The organism is Streptomyces mesophilus, from assembly GCF_011044995.1.
In the GTDB taxonomy this organism is placed as follows: Bacteria; Actinomycetota; Actinomycetes; order Streptomycetales; family Streptomycetaceae; genus Streptomyces; species Streptomyces mesophilus.
The window spans coordinates 27,870-43,451 of sequence record NZ_JAAKZW010000038.1; the positions used below are offsets into that span (position 1 = coordinate 27,870).

General features: G+C 70.3%; 14 protein-coding genes. 9 read left to right on the forward strand and 5 right to left on the reverse strand.

Annotated elements, in window-relative coordinates; genetic code table 11:
- Positions 1-9: 9 nt before the first annotated feature.
- Entirely contained in the window at positions 10-3,054 is a 3,045-nt protein-coding gene (locus G6045_RS12815) for a golvesin C-terminal-like domain-containing protein (protein ID WP_165332030.1), read from the forward strand.
- Positions 3,055-3,253: 199 nt separating this feature from the next.
- Positions 3,254-3,847 carry a dihydrofolate reductase family protein gene (locus G6045_RS12820; RefSeq protein WP_165332031.1) on the forward strand — a complete coding sequence of 198 codons (594 nt, stop codon included), beginning with the start codon at positions 3,254-3,256 and terminating at the stop codon, positions 3,845-3,847.
- A 51-nt stretch (positions 3,848-3,898) separates the two neighbouring features.
- On the opposite strand, the gene G6045_RS12825 is transcribed toward G6045_RS12820, so the two are convergent.
- Both G6045_RS12825 and G6045_RS12830 read right to left on the reverse strand, forming a co-directional pair.
- Positions 3,899-4,354 (reverse strand): nuclear transport factor 2 family protein, encoded by a 456-nt coding sequence (locus tag G6045_RS12825; protein ID WP_165332032.1) that lies wholly within the window; start codon positions 4,352-4,354, stop codon positions 3,899-3,901.
- An 80-nt stretch (positions 4,355-4,434) separates the two neighbouring features.
- Complete coding sequence (locus G6045_RS12830) at positions 4,435-4,809, reverse strand: ArsR/SmtB family transcription factor (protein WP_165332033.1); 375 nt, start codon at positions 4,807-4,809, stop codon at positions 4,435-4,437.
- 95 nt (positions 4,810-4,904) lie between these two features.
- Here G6045_RS12830 and G6045_RS12835 point away from each other — a divergent pair, with 95 nt between their 5' ends.
- Positions 4,905-6,905: a heavy metal translocating P-type ATPase gene (locus G6045_RS12835; protein ID WP_165332034.1), complete on the forward strand. Its 2,001-nt coding sequence runs from the start codon at positions 4,905-4,907 to the stop codon at positions 6,903-6,905.
- Positions 6,902-7,312, forward strand: coding sequence for a (2Fe-2S) ferredoxin domain-containing protein (locus G6045_RS12840; RefSeq protein ID WP_165332035.1), 411 nt, complete (start codon positions 6,902-6,904; stop codon positions 7,310-7,312). Before G6045_RS12835 ends, G6045_RS12840 begins: the two co-directional genes overlap by 4 nt.
- Before the next feature lie 63 nt (positions 7,313-7,375).
- On the opposite strand, the gene G6045_RS12845 is transcribed toward G6045_RS12840, so the two are convergent.
- Positions 7,376-7,960, reverse strand: a complete 585-nt coding sequence (locus G6045_RS12845) for a TetR/AcrR family transcriptional regulator (protein ID WP_165332036.1) — start codon at positions 7,958-7,960, stop codon at positions 7,376-7,378.
- Between the two features lie 100 nt (positions 7,961-8,060).
- On the opposite strand from G6045_RS12845, the gene G6045_RS12850 reads away from it, so the two are divergent.
- The 5 genes from G6045_RS12850 to G6045_RS12870 are packed head-to-tail and all read left to right on the forward strand — an operon-like array spanning position 8,061 to position 13,377.
- On the forward strand, positions 8,061-9,764 hold the full coding sequence (locus G6045_RS12850) for a CocE/NonD family hydrolase (protein ID WP_165332037.1): 1,704 nt from the start codon (positions 8,061-8,063) through the stop codon (positions 9,762-9,764).
- A complete protein-coding gene (locus G6045_RS12855) occupies positions 9,761-10,711 on the forward strand; it encodes an ABC transporter permease (RefSeq protein ID WP_328707748.1) in 951 nt (316 codons plus the stop codon). Before G6045_RS12850 ends, G6045_RS12855 begins: the two co-directional genes overlap by 4 nt.
- The gene (locus tag G6045_RS12860; protein WP_165332038.1) at positions 10,708-11,565 is read left to right on the forward strand and encodes an ABC transporter permease; all 858 of its coding nucleotides are present in this window, start codon (positions 10,708-10,710) and stop codon (positions 11,563-11,565) included. The genes G6045_RS12855 and G6045_RS12860 overlap by 4 nt, the downstream gene beginning before the upstream one ends.
- Complete coding sequence (locus G6045_RS12865; protein WP_165332039.1) at positions 11,562-12,560, forward strand: ABC transporter ATP-binding protein; 999 nt, start codon at positions 11,562-11,564, stop codon at positions 12,558-12,560. Before G6045_RS12860 ends, G6045_RS12865 begins: the two co-directional genes overlap by 4 nt.
- Complete coding sequence (locus tag G6045_RS12870; protein WP_165332040.1) at positions 12,553-13,377, forward strand: ABC transporter ATP-binding protein; 825 nt, start codon at positions 12,553-12,555, stop codon at positions 13,375-13,377. The genes G6045_RS12865 and G6045_RS12870 overlap by 8 nt, the downstream gene beginning before the upstream one ends.
- Before the next feature lie 48 nt (positions 13,378-13,425).
- Here the strand turns inward: G6045_RS12870 and G6045_RS12875 are convergent, their stop codons facing one another.
- Both G6045_RS12875 and G6045_RS12880 read right to left on the reverse strand, forming a co-directional pair.
- A complete protein-coding gene (locus G6045_RS12875; RefSeq protein ID WP_165332041.1) occupies positions 13,426-14,133 on the reverse strand; it encodes an ABC transporter ATP-binding protein in 708 nt (235 codons plus the stop codon).
- 6 nt (positions 14,134-14,139) lie between these two features.
- The gene (locus G6045_RS12880) at positions 14,140-15,522 is read right to left on the reverse strand and encodes an ABC transporter permease (RefSeq protein ID WP_165332042.1); all 1,383 of its coding nucleotides are present in this window, start codon (positions 15,520-15,522) and stop codon (positions 14,140-14,142) included.
- Between the last annotated feature and the right edge of the window lie 60 nt (positions 15,523-15,582).

Here is a 15,582-nt window from a genome sequence, read left to right on the forward strand (position 1 = left end):
GCCTGTGTCGTGAACGTCCGCAGAACGGTGGTGGCCGCCGTCCTGGCGGCCACCGTCGCCCTCTCCCTCATACCCGGGTCGGCCGCGACCTCCGCCGCCCCGGAGGCAGCGGCGCCCGTCGGTGCACAGGCCACCGCGCCCGCCGGTGCACCGGTTCCCGGATACGAACTCGCCTGGTCCGACGAGTTCGAGGGAGTCGACGCAGACGGCAAGGGCCTCGACGAAGCGGAGTGGCACTACCGCGAGAGCGAGAAGGCGATCTGCTCGAACAGCCCGGACAACGTCTCCGTGTCCGAGGGGCTGATGCATATCGCCCTCAAGCGCGAGGACCGCAACGGCAAGGAGTACACCTGCGGCGGTGTGATCAGCAAGCGGACCTTCGGCTACGGCTACTACGAGACACGCGCCCAGCTCTGGGGTGACCAGGGCTTCCACTCCGCGATGTGGACCACCGGTCTCGCCGACTACGTGCCGGACACCCCCAAGTACAAGGGCCCGAACAACCGGGTGAACGAGATCGACGGCTTCGAGGTCGACTCGCACAAGCCCGACGAGTTCACCCAGGTCTCGCACTGGTTCGTACCGCACCACGTGGGAAACCCCGGCCGGCCGTACACCGGGCCGGACTCGTCCGACGGCTATCACACGTACGGCTTCGAGTGGACGCCCACCGAGGTGCGCTACTACATCGACGGCAAGCTGACCCAGACCCTCCCGAAGGCCGGTCCGCACGGACTGCAGAACATCTGGCTGACCACGCTCGGCTACACCTCCCCGGTCGACGAGACCAACCTGCCGGGCGAGACCACGTGGGACTACTTCCGCTACTACGCGCCCGTGACCTCCGCCGACGACGAGTCCGCGGACACCGTCGTGGTCGACAACGGCGACAGCGCGTACACCGAGACGGGCAGCTGGACGGACGAGATCACCGACGGGCACCGCGAGGTCTTCGGCTACCAGGACAAGGAGGTCCGCCGCTCCGAGGACCCGGGGGCCGCGGCCCGGTGGACACCGAAGCTGAAGTCCGCCCAGCCGTACGAGGTGTTCGTATGGAATCCGAGTTTCCTCAAGACCGGCCACAAAGCCGCCACGTACACCGTGACGCATGACGGCGGAGCGAGCGACGTCGTCCTCGACCAGACGGAGGCCGGCCAGCAGTGGGTCAGTCTCGGCTCCTACCGGATGACGCCCGGCGCCGGCCGCGGCGTAAGCGTGACCGGTGGAACCTCGGGCTCCGGTGTCCTGCGCGCCGACGCCGCGAAGTTCGTGCCGTCCGTGGTCGTCGACAACGGGGACGACGGCTACCGCGAGCAGGGCACGTGGCGCGCGTCGGACAAGGTCACGGGATGGCGGGGGACCGGCACCCGCTGGGCCGGCGCCGCCGGCTCGACCGCGCGCTGGACGCCCGAGCTGCCCAAGAGCACCAGGTACGACGTCTACGCCTGGGTGCCGGATTCCGCGGCCGACAATGAGACCGTCATCGCCACCAACACCTCCAGGTACACGGAGACCGGCCGATGGGCCGCGTCCAGCCTCCGCGGCTGGGACGGAACCCCCACCCGGACGAGCAACGACACGTCGGCGACCGCCACTTGGCGTCCGGATCTGAAGGAAGCCGGCAAGTACAAGGTGTACGCCTGGTCGCCGACCAACCCCGTCAGCACGACTGCGGCCCGGTTCACGGTCACCCACGCCGGCGGCTCCGATGCCACCGACGTCGACCAGACCACCGGGGGCAACGACTGGGTCGAGCTGGGCGAGTACGAGTTCGCCGCAGGCACCGAAGGACACGTCACCGTCTCCAACGCCGCCCGCGCCAACTATCTGCGTACCAACGTGGTCAAGTTCGTTCGGGTGGGAGCGGAGACGCCCGACCCGGCCGCCTACACCGTCGCCCATGCGGGCGGCACCACCGAAGTGCAGGCGGACACGAGCGGCGGTACAGACCGCTGGGTGCGGCTCGGCAACTTCGCGTTCGACGCCGGGAGCGACGGCTATGTGGAACTGGGCAGGGGCGAGGGCGCGCAGGGGCTGATGCACGCGGACGCCGTGAAGTTCCTCCCGACGCCCGAGGACGACGCCGGCCGGCCCGCCGCGCCGCAGAATCCGCAGGCGTTCGTCCGGCCGAACGCGTCGAACGGCGACTCCGTGCTCCACGTGCGCTGGAGCCCCGTCCAGGGCGACGACGTCCTCGGGCACCACGTCTACCTGGACGGACGCCGGATCACCTGGAAGCCGGTGCGGCGCGACGCGTTCCGCCTGTACGAGATGCTGGCCGGCCAGTCCCACAAGGTGACCATGACGTCGGTCGACCGGTCCGGCAACGAATCGGCGCCCTCGGCACCGCTGTCGGTGAAGGTCCCGGCCGATACGAAGCCGCCGGCACCGGCGGCCGGTGTGACCGCGGAGGCGACGAACAAGGGGGCGGTGCTGTACTGGGAGCAGAGCCTCGAGGTGGACCTGCACGGCTACCACGTCTACGTGGACGGCAAGCGGATCACCGACGTGCCCTTCGGCAACCCGGTCGACGCGCACCTGCGGGCGCTCGGCTTCCCGGTCGAGGACCTGACGAACAACACCGAGCACGAGCTGGCCGTCACCGCGGTGGACCAGACGGGCAACGAGTCGAAGCCGACACCGGTACGGGTGACACCGCTGCCCATGAGCGTCATCGGTATCGAGGACCCGGCCTACACCGAGAAGGGCACCTGGTCCGGGTCGAGCGTCGCCGGCTGGCTGGGCTCCAAGACGCGCAGCACCAACGACACGTCGGCGACGGCGACTTGGCGCCCCGATCTGGGAGCAGCGGGAAGTTACGAGGTGTTCGCATGGGTGCCGAACCATCCGAACAGCACCACCGGCGCCCGGTACACGGTCACCCACGCGGGCGGCACCGACGCCGTGGATATCGGCCAGACCGCGGACGGAAACCGGTGGGTCTCGCTGGGGACCTACGCGTTCGCCGCGGGCTCGACCGGCGACGTGACGGTCTCCAACGGTGCGGGCAGCAGCTATCTGCGCACCAGTTACGTCAAGTTCGTACCGAAGTGACAGGTTGCTGAGCGGGAGCCGTGCCCAGTCCCGGGTTCTTCCGGGGCTGGGCACGGTCAATGCATTGCTCCTGACTGCTTACGCCCAGTCCGGCCGATGAATTCGCCTGCCGCCCGACGTCTACCTCTGTGACCTCCCCGCTCCCACGGGGCGGGGGAGCGGAGCATCCCCACGTCATGGAGGAGAGAGGGAGGCCAGGATGAGGAATCCGATTCGGCTGTACATGTCGATGTCGCTCGACGGCTACATCGCCGGCCCGGACGATCGACCGGGCCAGGAGCTCGGCCGTGCCGGTGGACGTCTGTTCAACTGGCTCGACGACCGGCTGTCGGACGGTCCCAGCGGTCAGGTCTATCGCGAGGCGCTGGCGACCGGCGCGTTGATCTCCGGCCGGCGGACCTACGAACTCGCCGGGCGCTGGCAGGGCGACCACCACGACGGGGTGCCGATCTTCGTCCTCACCCATCGTGAGGACGACGGGGACGCGCCACTCGGCCACGCACGATTCGTCACCGATGCCGAGGACTGCGCCCGTCAGGCCCGCGCCGCCTCCGAGGACCGGCCGGTCATGGTCCATGGGGCGGGCGCGGCCCAGGCGCTCCTGCGCGCCGGGCAGTTGGACGAGATGGAGATCCACCTGGTGCCGGTCCTTCTCGGTGGCGGCCGACGGCTCTTCGACCACCTCGGTGGTGATCACATCGAACTCGACCTCGTCCGACGGCTCGAGGACCGGGACGTCACACATCTCCGCTACCAGGTACGCCGACCGGGGAGTCCGCGTGAAAACCACTGAGTTCCCTGGCGAACCGGCCGGGCGGGTCTCGTGGCCCAAAGGCGTCGCGGTTCAGCGACCCCGACGGCTACCGGGCGCTCCGCAGGCGACGGCAATGGCCTCCGTATCCCAGTAGAAAGGGCGGACTTCGGAGATCCGCCCGTCCTTGACCTTGATCGTCTGGAGAATCGGGAACGCAAGGTCGCGAGCGGTGGCACGGGCGCACGCATGGACCTGTGTGAGCACCACCGCCGTCTCGCCGGTGGCGAGGAACTCCTGCTCCGCCATGTCGAACGACTCCCACACCTGGCTCATCGCAAGGAAGAACGCTTCCATGCCCTCATGCCCACGCCACGTTCCGCCATAGGGCAGCGCGTCGGCCTGATGCAGTACGACATCAGGCGCGAAGAAGGGGGCGAGCAGGTCGAACGGGGCCTCGCCCGGGCCGCCGGCCGCCAGATACTGCGCCTCGGCCGCGTACATGCCGGTGAGGATGGTTACGGAGTCCGTCGTGGATCGAATCGTCATGCCGCAAGGGTGATCAATCGAGACGGACCACGCTGGCGGCGATCAGACATCGACCTGGCTGCGGCCGGTCGCAACAGACCCTAGGCGCCTGGCTGCTCGCCCGGTGCGTCGTGCAGCCCGAGGCGGAGGTGCTCGACGTGGTACAGGGCCTGGTCGAGGAGTTCGGCGACGTGGTTGTCGTACAGGGCGTAGACGATCGACCGGCCGCGGCGCTCGCCGGTCACCAGACCCAGATTGCGCAGCAGGCGCAGCTGGTGGGAGCAGGCGGACGGTTCCATCTCGACGGCCTCGGCGAGATCGCCGACCGAGCAGGGACCTTCCTGGAGGCGGGCGAGGATCCGCAGCCGGGAGGGGGTGGCCAGGGCCTGGAGCGTCGCGGCCACGTCCGCCGTGCCCACGGCGTCCAGGCGTTCGCGAGCGGTGGCAACGTGCTTGGCGTCCGTTCCGTGACCCATGACGGCCATCCTACCCGGCACACCTGAAGACCTGTTCAGATGTTCCTGTACGGTGGAAAGGAAGCCGTCCGCCGTACGCGAAGGGTCACCTCGGCATGCCTTCAGCCCTCCTCCAGCGCCCGGAACCCACGGCGAGGTCCGCCCGGCCGGGTGTCCCGCGCCGCCGCACCAGAGTGCTCGCGCTCGCCGAAGCCCGCTGGGCCGCAGTCGCCCTGGCGCTGTTCCTGCTCGCCCTGCCGCTCCAACTGGCTGGCGCTCCCGCCTGGTTGTGGGGCCCGCTCTACGCCCTCGTGTATGTGAGCGGAGGCTGGGAGCCCGCCTGGTCCGGGCTGCAGGCACTGCGGGAGAAGACCCTGGACGTGGACCTGCTGATGATCGTCGCCGCCCTGGGCGCCGCCTCGATCGGCCAGGTCATGGACGGTGCCCTGCTCATCGTCATCTTCGCCACCTCCGGTGCCCTGGAGGCGCTGGCCACCGCACGTACCGAAGACGCCGTACGCGGACTGCTCGACCTCGCCCCCGCCACCGCGACCCGCCTGACCGCCGACGGTGGCGAGGAGACCGTGGCCACAGCCGATCTGGTCGTCGGCGACACCATCCTCGTACGGCCCGGAGAGCGCGTCGGCGCGGACGGCCGCGTCCTCGCCGGCGCCGGCGAGATCGACCAGGCCACCATCACCGGCGAACCGCTGCCGGTGGCCAAGCAGACCGGCGACGAAGTCTTCGCCGGGACACTGAACGGCACCGGCGCCCTGCGGATCGCCGTCGAACGGGACGCTTCAGATTCGGTGATCGCCCGCATCGTCGCCATGGTCGAGGAGGCGTCCGCGACCAAGGCGCCCACCCAGCTGTTCATCGAGAAAGTCGAACAGCGCTACTCGCTCGCCATGGTCGCCGCGACCCTCGCGGTCTTCCTCGTCCCGCTCGCCTTCGGCGCGGAGCTGACCGGCTCGCTGCTGCGCGCGATGACCTTCATGATCGTCGCGTCACCGTGCGCGGTCGTCCTCGCCACCATGCCGCCGCTGCTCTCGGCCATCGCCAACGCGGGACGCCACGGAGTCCTCGTGAAGTCGGCCGTCGTCATGGAACGCCTCGGCCAGGTCGATGCCGTCGCCCTCGACAAGACCGGCACGCTCACGGAAGGCACCCCGCGCGTGAGCGAGGTCCGCCCCCTGGAGGGCAGCGATCTGGACGAGGCCGGCCTGCTGGCCCTGGCGGCCGCGGCCGAGCACCCCAGCGAGCACCCACTGGCGCGGGCGGTCGTCGACGCGGCCCGCGAGCGACACCTCCCCGTGCCGTCGGCTCACCACTTCACCTCCACCCCGGGCGTCGGAGTCAAGGCCACCGTGGAGGGCCGGACGGTCGAAGTGGGCGCCCCGGACCGCCTGTTGACCGGATCCACCGCCAAGGACGCCGAACGCATGGCGCGCATCGTCGCGCCGTACGAGGAGCGCGGACACACTGCGGTCCTTGTGCAGCGCGACGGAATCCCGGTCGGCGTCCTGGCCGTTGCCGACCGCCTGCGCCCGGACGCCGCCGCCACCGTCGCCGCGCTCGGCACGCTCTCCGGAACGTCGCCGCTGCTGCTCACCGGCGACAATCCACGCGCCGCGGCTCACCTCGCCTCCGAGGCGGGCATCGAGGCGGACCACGTACGCGCCGGCCTGCTGCCCGAGGACAAGGTCGACGCCGTACGTCGCCTGGAGGCCGACGGCCGCAAGGTCCTCGTCATCGGTGACGGCGTCAACGACGCCCCCGCCCTCGCGGCCGCCCACACCGGCATCGCCATGGGCCGCGCCGGCTCCGACCTCGCCCTGGAGACGGCCGACGCGGTCATCGTCCGCGACGAACTCACCACCGTTCCCACGGTCGTGGCGCTCTCCCGCGCCGCCCGCCGCCTGGTGATCCAGAACCTGGTGATCGCCGGGATCTTCATCACCGGCTTGGTCATCTGGGATCTCGTCGGCACCCTGCCCCTGCCGCTGGGGGTGCTCGGCCACGAGGGCTCCACGGTCATCGTCGGGCTCAACGGCTTGCGCCTGTTGCGCGATGCGGCCTGGCGCCGCGCGGCACGCTCGGCCGGGGCCGGCGCATGAGCCGCCGAAACCGCGCGTCCGCCCCCGAGGCCGGACCGGGGCGGCCCACCGTGACGGTCTGCCGGGGCTGCTGCTGCGGCACCGCGGCCAAGGTCCCCTACCTGGACCACGAGGCCCAGGCCACCGACCTGCGCGCGGCGCTCACCGGTGTCGCCTTGGTGCGTCGCAGCGACTGCCTGGACGTCTGCGAACGCGCCAATGTCATCGTCATCCAGCCCTCCGCCGCAGGACGGCGGGCCGGCGGCCGCCCCGTGTGGCTCGGCCAGGTCAACGACCCGGACGCCGCCGCGGACATCACCGCCTGGGTGCGCGCCGGCGGCCCCGGTCTCGCCGACCCGCCCGACGTCCTGACCCTGTACGCCTTCACTCCCTCCCGGAGGGTGCGCAGCGAACTCGATGACCATTGAGTCTGTTGCCGACGGCGGTCTCGTCCGGGCTGGGTGCGCTGATGAGTGCTGCTGAGGCGCGTCCTAACCGTGCCGGGCCGGCGTCTCGGCCATCAACGCGTCCACCACCGCGCGGGCCACACGACCGGCTCGCTCCGGCGTCCAGTGGGCGGGCTCCTCCATGGTGGAGACGTAGTAGCCGCGGGTGAGCAGCGACAGGATGTCGGCGGCCAGGGCCGCGTCGGGCACTCCCGCGGCGAGTGAGGCTTCGAGGAACTCCTGGCGGGATTCGCGGGGTTCCTCGTGGTCGACGCCGGCCGGGTCGATGTGCGCCGTGGACAGCATCTCGACCCAGAGCGTGCGAAGGAGCAGGTCCTCGGGCTCCGTGCTGAGGTGCCATTCCACGGTGGCGCGCAGCCGGTCGGCGCCGGTCAAGTCGCCCAGGTGGGCCTCGAGATCGGTGCGCCACCGCGACTCGGCGGCGCGCACGGCGTTGGTGATCAGGGCCGTCCGCGTCGGCACGTAGTTCGTGACCATCGCCGTGGATCCGCCGAGCTCCTTGGCCACGGCTCGGATGGTGACGGCCCGTGCGCCGTCCCGGGCGGCGATCGCGAGCGTGGCCTGGGCGATGGCCTCGCGGCGCTGGACTTCGTCGACGTCGATCGGCATGGAAGCAACCTAGCTCAGAGGGGGTTGACGCTGAACTCTCCTGAATGCAACGCTGTTATATCACAACGTTGTCTAAAGGTTTGCCTTCCTGGAGGGCCCTATGAGCCTTGTCGTTCAACGCGTCAACGCGGAACCCGTGCCCCCGGACGCGCGGCAGCACATGGTCCGCATGCGCGACGGCGTACGGCTGGCGACCGACGTGTACGACATCGGCGGCGGCGAGCCGGCGCCGACGGTCCTGGCCCGCCTGCCCTACGACAAGAACAGCCGGTACGTGTTCTTCGACAAGATCGCCGAGCGGTTCACCGCGCAGGGCTACGTCGTGGTGGTCCAGGACGTCCGCGGCAAGTTCCGCTCGCAGGGCCGGACTCTGGGCTGGACCGGCGAAGTCGACGACGCCTACGACACCTTGGAGTGGATCACCCACCAGCCCTGGTCCGACGGGTCGGTGGGCATGTTCGGCGACTCCTACTACGGGTTCACCCAGTGGTCCGCGGTCTCCAGCCAGCACCCCGCCCTGCGCGCCATCGTCCCCCGGGTGACCTGCACGACGAACGCGCCCGGCATCGCCGCCTACGACCCCGGCTCCGGCAGGCAACCCGTATGGCTGGAGGGCGCCACGTATCAGGCGCAGGTGTGGACCGACCGCGAGAGCTACGAGTTCGACGTCGATCTCACCCGGCGTCCCGTCCTCGCCGCGTACGAGGAGGCCTTCGACGCGATCGGCCAACGGTCCGCGGGCTTCGACCTGATCGTCGGTGACATCCGCCTCGACCCGTACAACGGGCCGCACCCGTATGACGCGCGGCCCGTGCCGGTGCTGCACTGCGTGGGGTGGTTCGACAATCTCGGCATCGCGCACATGCGTGACTACACGGAGCTGGCCCGGCGCCCGGGGTGGTCGGCGGTGCAGTATCTGATCGCCGACACGACCGACCACGAGAACTACGCACTCGAGGACGCCCCGGTGTCACGCGAGAGCGATCACTTCGCCGACGATGCCGCCCTCGCCCGCATGCTGGACTCCTACACCGCCCCGGCGATCGCGTTCTTCGACGTCTTCCTCAAGGGCACCGCGCAGCCCCATACGCTGCCGCGGGTGCGCTGGAAGCTCGGACACGCGGGATGGCGCGACTCCGACGCGTGGCCGCCGCCCGAAGCGACCACGGCCGAGCTCTACTTGGCGCAGCCGGCGGCCACGCCCGGCGCGGTCCCCGGCGGAACGCTCGTACCGAGCCCGGCCGACGCCGCCGAAGAGGTGGAGTGGCGCTACGACCCGGAGAACCTCGTACCGTCCGCCGCCCCCGTCACCTTTCTGCAGCTGCGTGACCACGTGGACGAGCGCTCCACCCTCGACCGCGACGACGTGCTCGTCTTCACAACACCCGCCTCCGAACGCCCGCTTGACCTCGCCGGACCCGTACACGCGGTGCTGCACGTGGAGAGCACGGCACCTACGTACGACGTCTTCGTGCGGCTCCTCGATCTGGCCCCGGACGGCGCCGCGCGGCTGATCGTCCGGGGCTGCGCGCAGAGCGACGCGGCCGGTGAGCTGGAGATCGCCCTGGGGCACACCGGCTACCGGGTGCGCCCCGGACACCGGCTCGCCCTGATGATCGCCGGCAGTGACTTCCCGAACCACCTGCCCAACTCCGGCTCCCTGGAGAGCCCGTGGCACACGACGACTCCCAAGGCGAGCCTGCAGAAGCTGCGCACCGGCTCCGCCCACCCCTCCCGCCTGCGTCTGACCGTCCTGTCCCCGGCCCGTACCAGCTGTACCGGCGAGGGAAGTGAGCCGGCGTGAGGCTCCGCTTCGTCCTCACGCGCCTGAGCCTGCTGGTTGTGACCGTGCTCGTCTCCAGCCTGGCCATCTACGGCGCGATGTTCCTCACCCCGGGAGACCCCGCCACCTTGCTCGTCGGCGGCAGTCGCGATCCCGACCCGGCCGTACTGGCGCAGATACACCGCGAATACCACCTGGACGACCCGTTCATCCAGGGCTATCTGCACTGGCTCGGCAACTGCCTCCAGGGCGACTTCGGCAAGTCCCTCGTCTACCGCGACTCCGTCGCCGGCCTCATCGGCACCCGCGCCGCGGACACCCTCGCGCTCGTCACGTACGCGGCCGTCATCGTCCTCGTGACCGGCACGGTCATCGGGACCGTCGCCGCTCTGCGCGGTGGCCGTACCGAAACGCTCGTCACCACGCTGACGGCAGGGGCGATGGCAGTGCCGACCTTCGTCATGGCCGTGCTGCTCATCTGGCTCTTCGCCGTGCAGCTGCCGTGGTTTCCCGTCTACGGATCCGGCGAGGGTTTCGCCGGCACGCTGAAGCATCTGACGCTGCCCGCCGTCGCGTTGGCGCTGACCTGGATCGGATACGTGGCCCAGGTGACCCGGACCGCCGTCCGCGCGGAGCTGCGCTCGGAACACGTGGAGACCGCGCGCAGCCGGGGCGTCCCGGAACACGCGGTGATCCGGCGGCACGTCCTGTACAACGCGTCCGGACCCGTACTCGCCGTCTCCGGCGTCGGAATCGCAGGCGTCATCGCCACCGCCGCCGTGGCCGAGCAGGCCTTCGGCACCGGCGGGCTCGGCTCGCTCATGATCGAGGCCGCGTCCAAGCAGGACATGGCCGTCGTCCAGGCCGTGTCGCTGATCTTCGTGGTCGTGTTCGTCGTCATCAACACCACCGTCGACCTGGTCAGCGCCGCCCTCGACCCGCGGGTCGCGCAGAAGGGGGCCCGATGACCAGCGCCTTGTTCGCCCGTACCGCATCCAAGCCACGCGCCGGTCGCCCGCGCGATCGCGTGACGCTCGCCGCCGGCTGCGTCGTGGGCCTGTTCGTCTTCCTCGCCGTATGCGGACCGCTGCTCGTCCCGCACGCCCCGAACGCCGTCGACCCGCTGAACGTCCACGCCGGACCGTCCGCCACCCACCTGTTGGGAACGGACGACAGCGGACGCGACCTGCTGTCCCGGCTGATCGCCGGCACCCGCGCCAGCCTCGCCGCCCCCGCCGTGGTCATCGCCGTGTCCACCACGCTCGGCACCCTGCTCGCCCTGGTCGCGGCCTGGTTCGGCGGATGGCTGGACCGGTTCGTCTCCGGCGCCCTCGACGTGGTGTTCGGCTTCCCGGGGCTCATCATGGCAGTGCTCGTCGCGGCGGTGTTCGGGGCCGGGCTCACCGCACCGGTCGTCGCCCTGTCGATCGCGTATCTCCCCCTGATCACCCGCGTCGTACGGTCCGCCGCGATCAAGGAACGCAACCTGCCCTACGTCTCCGCACTCCAACTGCTCGGCGCGCCCACCGCCCGCATCTGGCTGCGCCACCTGCTGCCGAACCTGGGGCCCCTCGTCCTCGTCCAGGCGACGATCGGCTTCGGCTACGCGCTGCTCGACGTCGCCGCGATCTCCTTCCTCGGCCTGGGCAGCCAGCCACCGGACCCGGAATGGGGACTGATGGTGGCCAACGGAGCACCTTCCATCCTCGCCGGTGCGCCTCAACAGTCCCTGTACGCGGGCCTCGCCATCCTCCTCGTCGTCGTCGCCTTCAACCTGCTTGGCACGGGACTGTCCCGCCGTCTGCTCGGAGAGCAAGCATGAGCGCCACACCGCCCCTGCTCCGGATCGACGGGCTCGGCATCGACCTGCCGCTCGACGGAGAACCGCGCCCGATCGTCCATCGCGCCGACGTCGTCATCCCCGAGGGAGCGGCCGTCGCGCTGGTGGGGGAGTCCGGATCCGGCAAGTCCCTCACCGCGCGCGCCGTACTCGGCCTGCTGCCCGCGGGGGCTCGCCTCCACGGTGACGTCGCCTTCGCGGGCGAATCCGTCGCGGGAATGGCGCCCGAGCGACTGCGCAGGTTCCGCGCGGGCGAGGTCGCCATGGTCTTCCAGGACCCGCGGGCCCACATCAACCCGGCCCGCTCCGTCGGCGACTTCCTCATCGAAGGGCTGACCCTCACCAGGGGAGTCAGGGCCGCAGATGCCGTAAGGAAAGTCACCGGCATTCTGCGGGAGGTCGGCATCGCCGACGCCGAGCGGCGGATGCGCCAGCGGCCGCACGAGCTGTCCGGTGGCCTGCTCCAACGGGTCATGATCGCCGCCGCGTTGGCCGCGGAGCCGCGTCTGCTGCTCGCCGACGAACCGACCACCGCCCTCGACGTGACCACACAGGAGGAGGTGATGGCCATCATCGCCGAGGCGCGCGAAGCACGGGGGCTCGCCCTGCTGTTCATCACCCACGACCTCGAACTCGCGGCCGCCGTATGCGACCGGATCGTCGTCATGTACGCGGGCTCGACGGTCGAAGAACTTCCCGCGGGCCATCTGCGGGAACGCGCCGCCCACCCGTACACCCGGGCCCTGCTGTCCTCGCGGCCCTCGGTCTTCGAGGCCGGGGCTGACCTCCGTTCCATTCCCGGCCGGCCGCTGTCCGGGTTCGAGGTACCCGACGGCTGCGCCTTCAGCGACCGATGTCCGAGGGTGCGCGACCGGTGCCGCAGCGAACGGCCTGCCCCGAGCGCCGCCGGGGACTCCACGGCGGCCTGCCACTTCCCGTACACCGCGCCGGCCGAGGAGGCGGGCTGCCATGCTTGAAGTACGCAATCTCCGCAAGGAGTTCGGCGACTTCGTCGCCGTGGACGACGTGACGTTCTCCCTTCCACAGCGAGGGTCCCTCGCGATCGTCGGCGAATCGGGGTCGGGCAAGACGACCACCGCGCGCATGATCGCCGGCCTGGAGACGGCGAGCGGCGGACACATCCTCGTCGAGGGCGAGGAGCGCGGGCCCGGCCACAAGCGCCAGCGCCAGCGCCAGCGCCTGCGCTCGGGCGAGCGGCGTGCCCGCGGCCGGCAGATCCAGATGGTGTTCCAGGACCCGTACTCCTCCCTCGACCGCCGCCAACGCGTCGGCGCCGCCGTGGCCGAGGCGGTCGCACTGCACCAACGCCTGCCCGCGGACCGGCTCCGCGCCCGCGTCGCCGAACTCCTCGACATGGTCGGACTCGACGACCGGCAGGCGGCCGCACTGCCGAAGGCCCTGTCCGGCGGTCAGCGCCAACGTGCGGCCATCGCCCGCGCCTTGGCCGCCGAACCGCAGATCCTCATCCTGGACGAGGCTGTCGCCGCGCTCGACGTCTCCATCCAGGCACAGATCCTGCGCCTGCTCGCCGACATCCGTGCCCGCACCGGTACGGCGCTGCTGTTCATCACGCACGACCTCGGCGCCGTCCGGCACATCAGCGACGACATGCTCGTGATGCAGGCGGGCAAGATCGTCGAACATGGCCCGGTGGCAACGGTGTTGGCCGACCCGCAACACCCGTACACGCGGCGCCTTATCGCGTCCGTGCCGAAGCCGGGGTGGATACCGCGCCGCCGGATGGACCCGGCCGCAGCCGCCCGGCTTCCCTGACTGGTCGCGCTGTCCTTCGGACCGAGTGCCCTGCCGTCTGGTTCCTTCTCATCGGGCGTTCACCTGTTCCGTGAGCTTGCCCTTGCGCAGGTGGAGGACGCGGTCGGACTGGGCGGCCAGGTGCTGGGAATGGGTGACGACGACCACGCATGTGCCCTGCTCGTGGGCAAGTTCGCGGAACGTGTCGATGATGCCCTGGGCGGTGTCCTCGTCGAGGTTTCCGGTGGGTTCGTCGGCGAAGAGGATGTCCACGTCGCAGGCGAGGGCGCGGGCGATGGCCACCCGTTGCTGCTGACCGCCGGAGAGCTGCAGCACGTTGCGCGTGGCCATGGCCTTGTCGAGACCCATGTCCTCGAGGAGTCGCAGGGCGTGCGCCTTGCGGCTGCCGCTCGCGGGCTTGGTGCCGGTGATCTCCATGGCGGTGGTGACGTTCTGCAGGGCCGTCATGTAGGTGAGGAGGTTGTACTGCTGGAAGATCGTGGCGGCGTGCTTGTTGCGGTAGCGCCCCAGGCCGAGCGCGGTGAGGTCCTGCCCGTCGAAGCTGATCGTTCCTTTGGTGGGGGTGTCCAGGCCGCTGGCGAGGCTGAGGAGGGTCGTCTTGCCGCTGCCGGAGGGGCCAAGGATGGTGTAGAACGTGCCGCGCTCGAAGACGTAGTCGATGCTCTTGAGGACTGTTGTCCTGCGGCGCTGGCCCGAGTAGGTGTGGCTGACGTCGGCAATGCGCAGGACGGGTGGCGTGGCGGTGGTGCTGGTCATGACGGGTCACTTGCCCTTCGTGAGGATGGAGCGGGGGCTGAGGCGCAGTACGGCGCCGGCCGGGACGGCGGTGGCGAGCAGGCCGATGCCGAGGCCTATGGCGCCGACGGTGGCGAGGTCCGCCGGGTCCAGCCGTACGGTGATCTTGTTGATGGGGTCGGCATTCTCGACGGGCTTGTCGTTCGGGTCGATTCCTTGGTCGATGCCGGTGCTGCCAGGGGCAGGGGGCTGCCAGGAGTCGAGCTTGCGCTCGGCGGCGGAGGCTTCCTTGCCGAGCAGTGACTGGCCGGCGCTCTGGGTCAGGGCAGGGGCGAACAGGGAACTCACGCCGATCGCGAGGGCGGCGACCACCACGATTTCCAGGGCCTGTTGGGCGATGAGCTTGCCCTTCCTTTCGCCCATCGCCAGCAGGACGCCGTACTCCTTGCGTCGCTGCTTGACCGCGAGGTTGACCAGGAGGGTCAGGACGGCCGCGCCGGCGAGGCCCATCAGCCACATGGCGACGGTGGCCGTGGAGCGGATGCTCTTGAGCGGGCCCGTCATCTGCTGGACGGCCTTGTCGTTGGCGTCCAGTTTGAAGCCGTCGAGCGCCGAGCCGGCGGCGTGCTTTGCCTCGTCCTTGAACGCGCCCTGTGCGTCGGCGTCCTGGAGGAGGAACGTCGCCTTGCCGACCTGCAACGGACCCTTCGTACCGGACGCGAGGGCGGCCATGCCGCCCACCGTTCCGTAGAGCATGTTGGCCGGGCTGATGCCGTACTCGGCGTCGGCTTCGGTGGTGGGGCGGGGGTCGCGGTAGATGCCGGCCACGGTGAAGTCGGCCGTGGTCTTCTCGTCGTTGCCGGTCAGGGTGATCTTGTCGCCGACCTTGAGGCCGTTCTTCTCGGCCAGCCGCTCCTCGATGAGGAGTTGCTTCTCGTCCTGGTCGGCGGCAGTGAGGTGCTCACCGGAGAGGAGGGTGAACTTGCCACTGCGGAAGTCGGGCAGCAACGAGGAGTCGAGCACACCCATGCCCACGGTGCCGCCGGGGCCCATGGGGTCCTGCGGGCCGCCGTCGACGAGCTCGAGCTCGCCCTTGAGGAGGGCGCGGTCCCACATCGAGTAGGTGTACTTCTGCACCTGTGGCAGCTTGCCCAGCTTGTCGACGGTCGCGGCGTCGATGTGCGGGGCCTGCAGGCCGGCGCTCGGATCGCCCAACTGGCCTGGATCCATATCGAGGTTGACCTCGGCGCCCACGGAGCGCTTGGCATCCTGTTCGGCCTGGGCCGTCGCGCCGTTGATCAGGATGCCTGCCAGCACCATCACGGAGATGACGAGGAAGGTGGCGAAGGAGATCAGGGTGCGGCCCTTGCGGGCCCACAGGCTGAGCCCTGCACGTTTGACGAAGTTCATGGAATTCGGCTCTCTCGGTCCGTGCTGGTGGGTGGGTGTGCCGTGTTGCCGGGGGAAGGG

Excerpts from the sequence above, each read along its gene's own strand:
- G6045_RS12835 (WP_165332034.1), top strand. The coding sequence starts at position 4,905 with ATGCCTTCAGCCCTCCTCCAGCGCCCGGAACCCACGGCGAGGTCCGCC.
- G6045_RS12850 (WP_165332037.1), top strand. The coding sequence starts at position 8,061 with ATGAGCCTTGTCGTTCAACGCGTCAACGCGGAACCCGTGCCCCCGGAC.
- G6045_RS12875 (WP_165332041.1), bottom strand. The coding sequence starts at position 14,133 with ATGACCAGCACCACCGCCACGCCACCCGTCCTGCGCATTGCCGACGTC.
- G6045_RS12825 (WP_165332032.1), bottom strand. The coding sequence starts at position 4,354 with ATGACGATTCGATCCACGACGGACTCCGTAACCATCCTCACCGGCATG.
- G6045_RS12845 (WP_165332036.1), bottom strand. The coding sequence starts at position 7,960 with ATGCCGATCGACGTCGACGAAGTCCAGCGCCGCGAGGCCATCGCCCAG.
- G6045_RS12870 (WP_165332040.1), top strand. The coding sequence starts at position 12,553 with ATGCTTGAAGTACGCAATCTCCGCAAGGAGTTCGGCGACTTCGTCGCC.
- G6045_RS12830 (WP_165332033.1), bottom strand. The coding sequence starts at position 4,809 with ATGGGTCACGGAACGGACGCCAAGCACGTTGCCACCGCTCGCGAACGC.
- G6045_RS12880 (WP_165332042.1), bottom strand. The coding sequence starts at position 15,522 with ATGAACTTCGTCAAACGTGCAGGGCTCAGCCTGTGGGCCCGCAAGGGC.
- G6045_RS12865 (WP_165332039.1), top strand. The coding sequence starts at position 11,562 with ATGAGCGCCACACCGCCCCTGCTCCGGATCGACGGGCTCGGCATCGAC.
- G6045_RS12860 (WP_165332038.1), top strand. The coding sequence starts at position 10,708 with ATGACCAGCGCCTTGTTCGCCCGTACCGCATCCAAGCCACGCGCCGGT.
- G6045_RS12820 (WP_165332031.1), top strand. The coding sequence starts at position 3,254 with ATGAGGAATCCGATTCGGCTGTACATGTCGATGTCGCTCGACGGCTAC.
- G6045_RS12840 (WP_165332035.1), top strand. The coding sequence starts at position 6,902 with ATGAGCCGCCGAAACCGCGCGTCCGCCCCCGAGGCCGGACCGGGGCGG.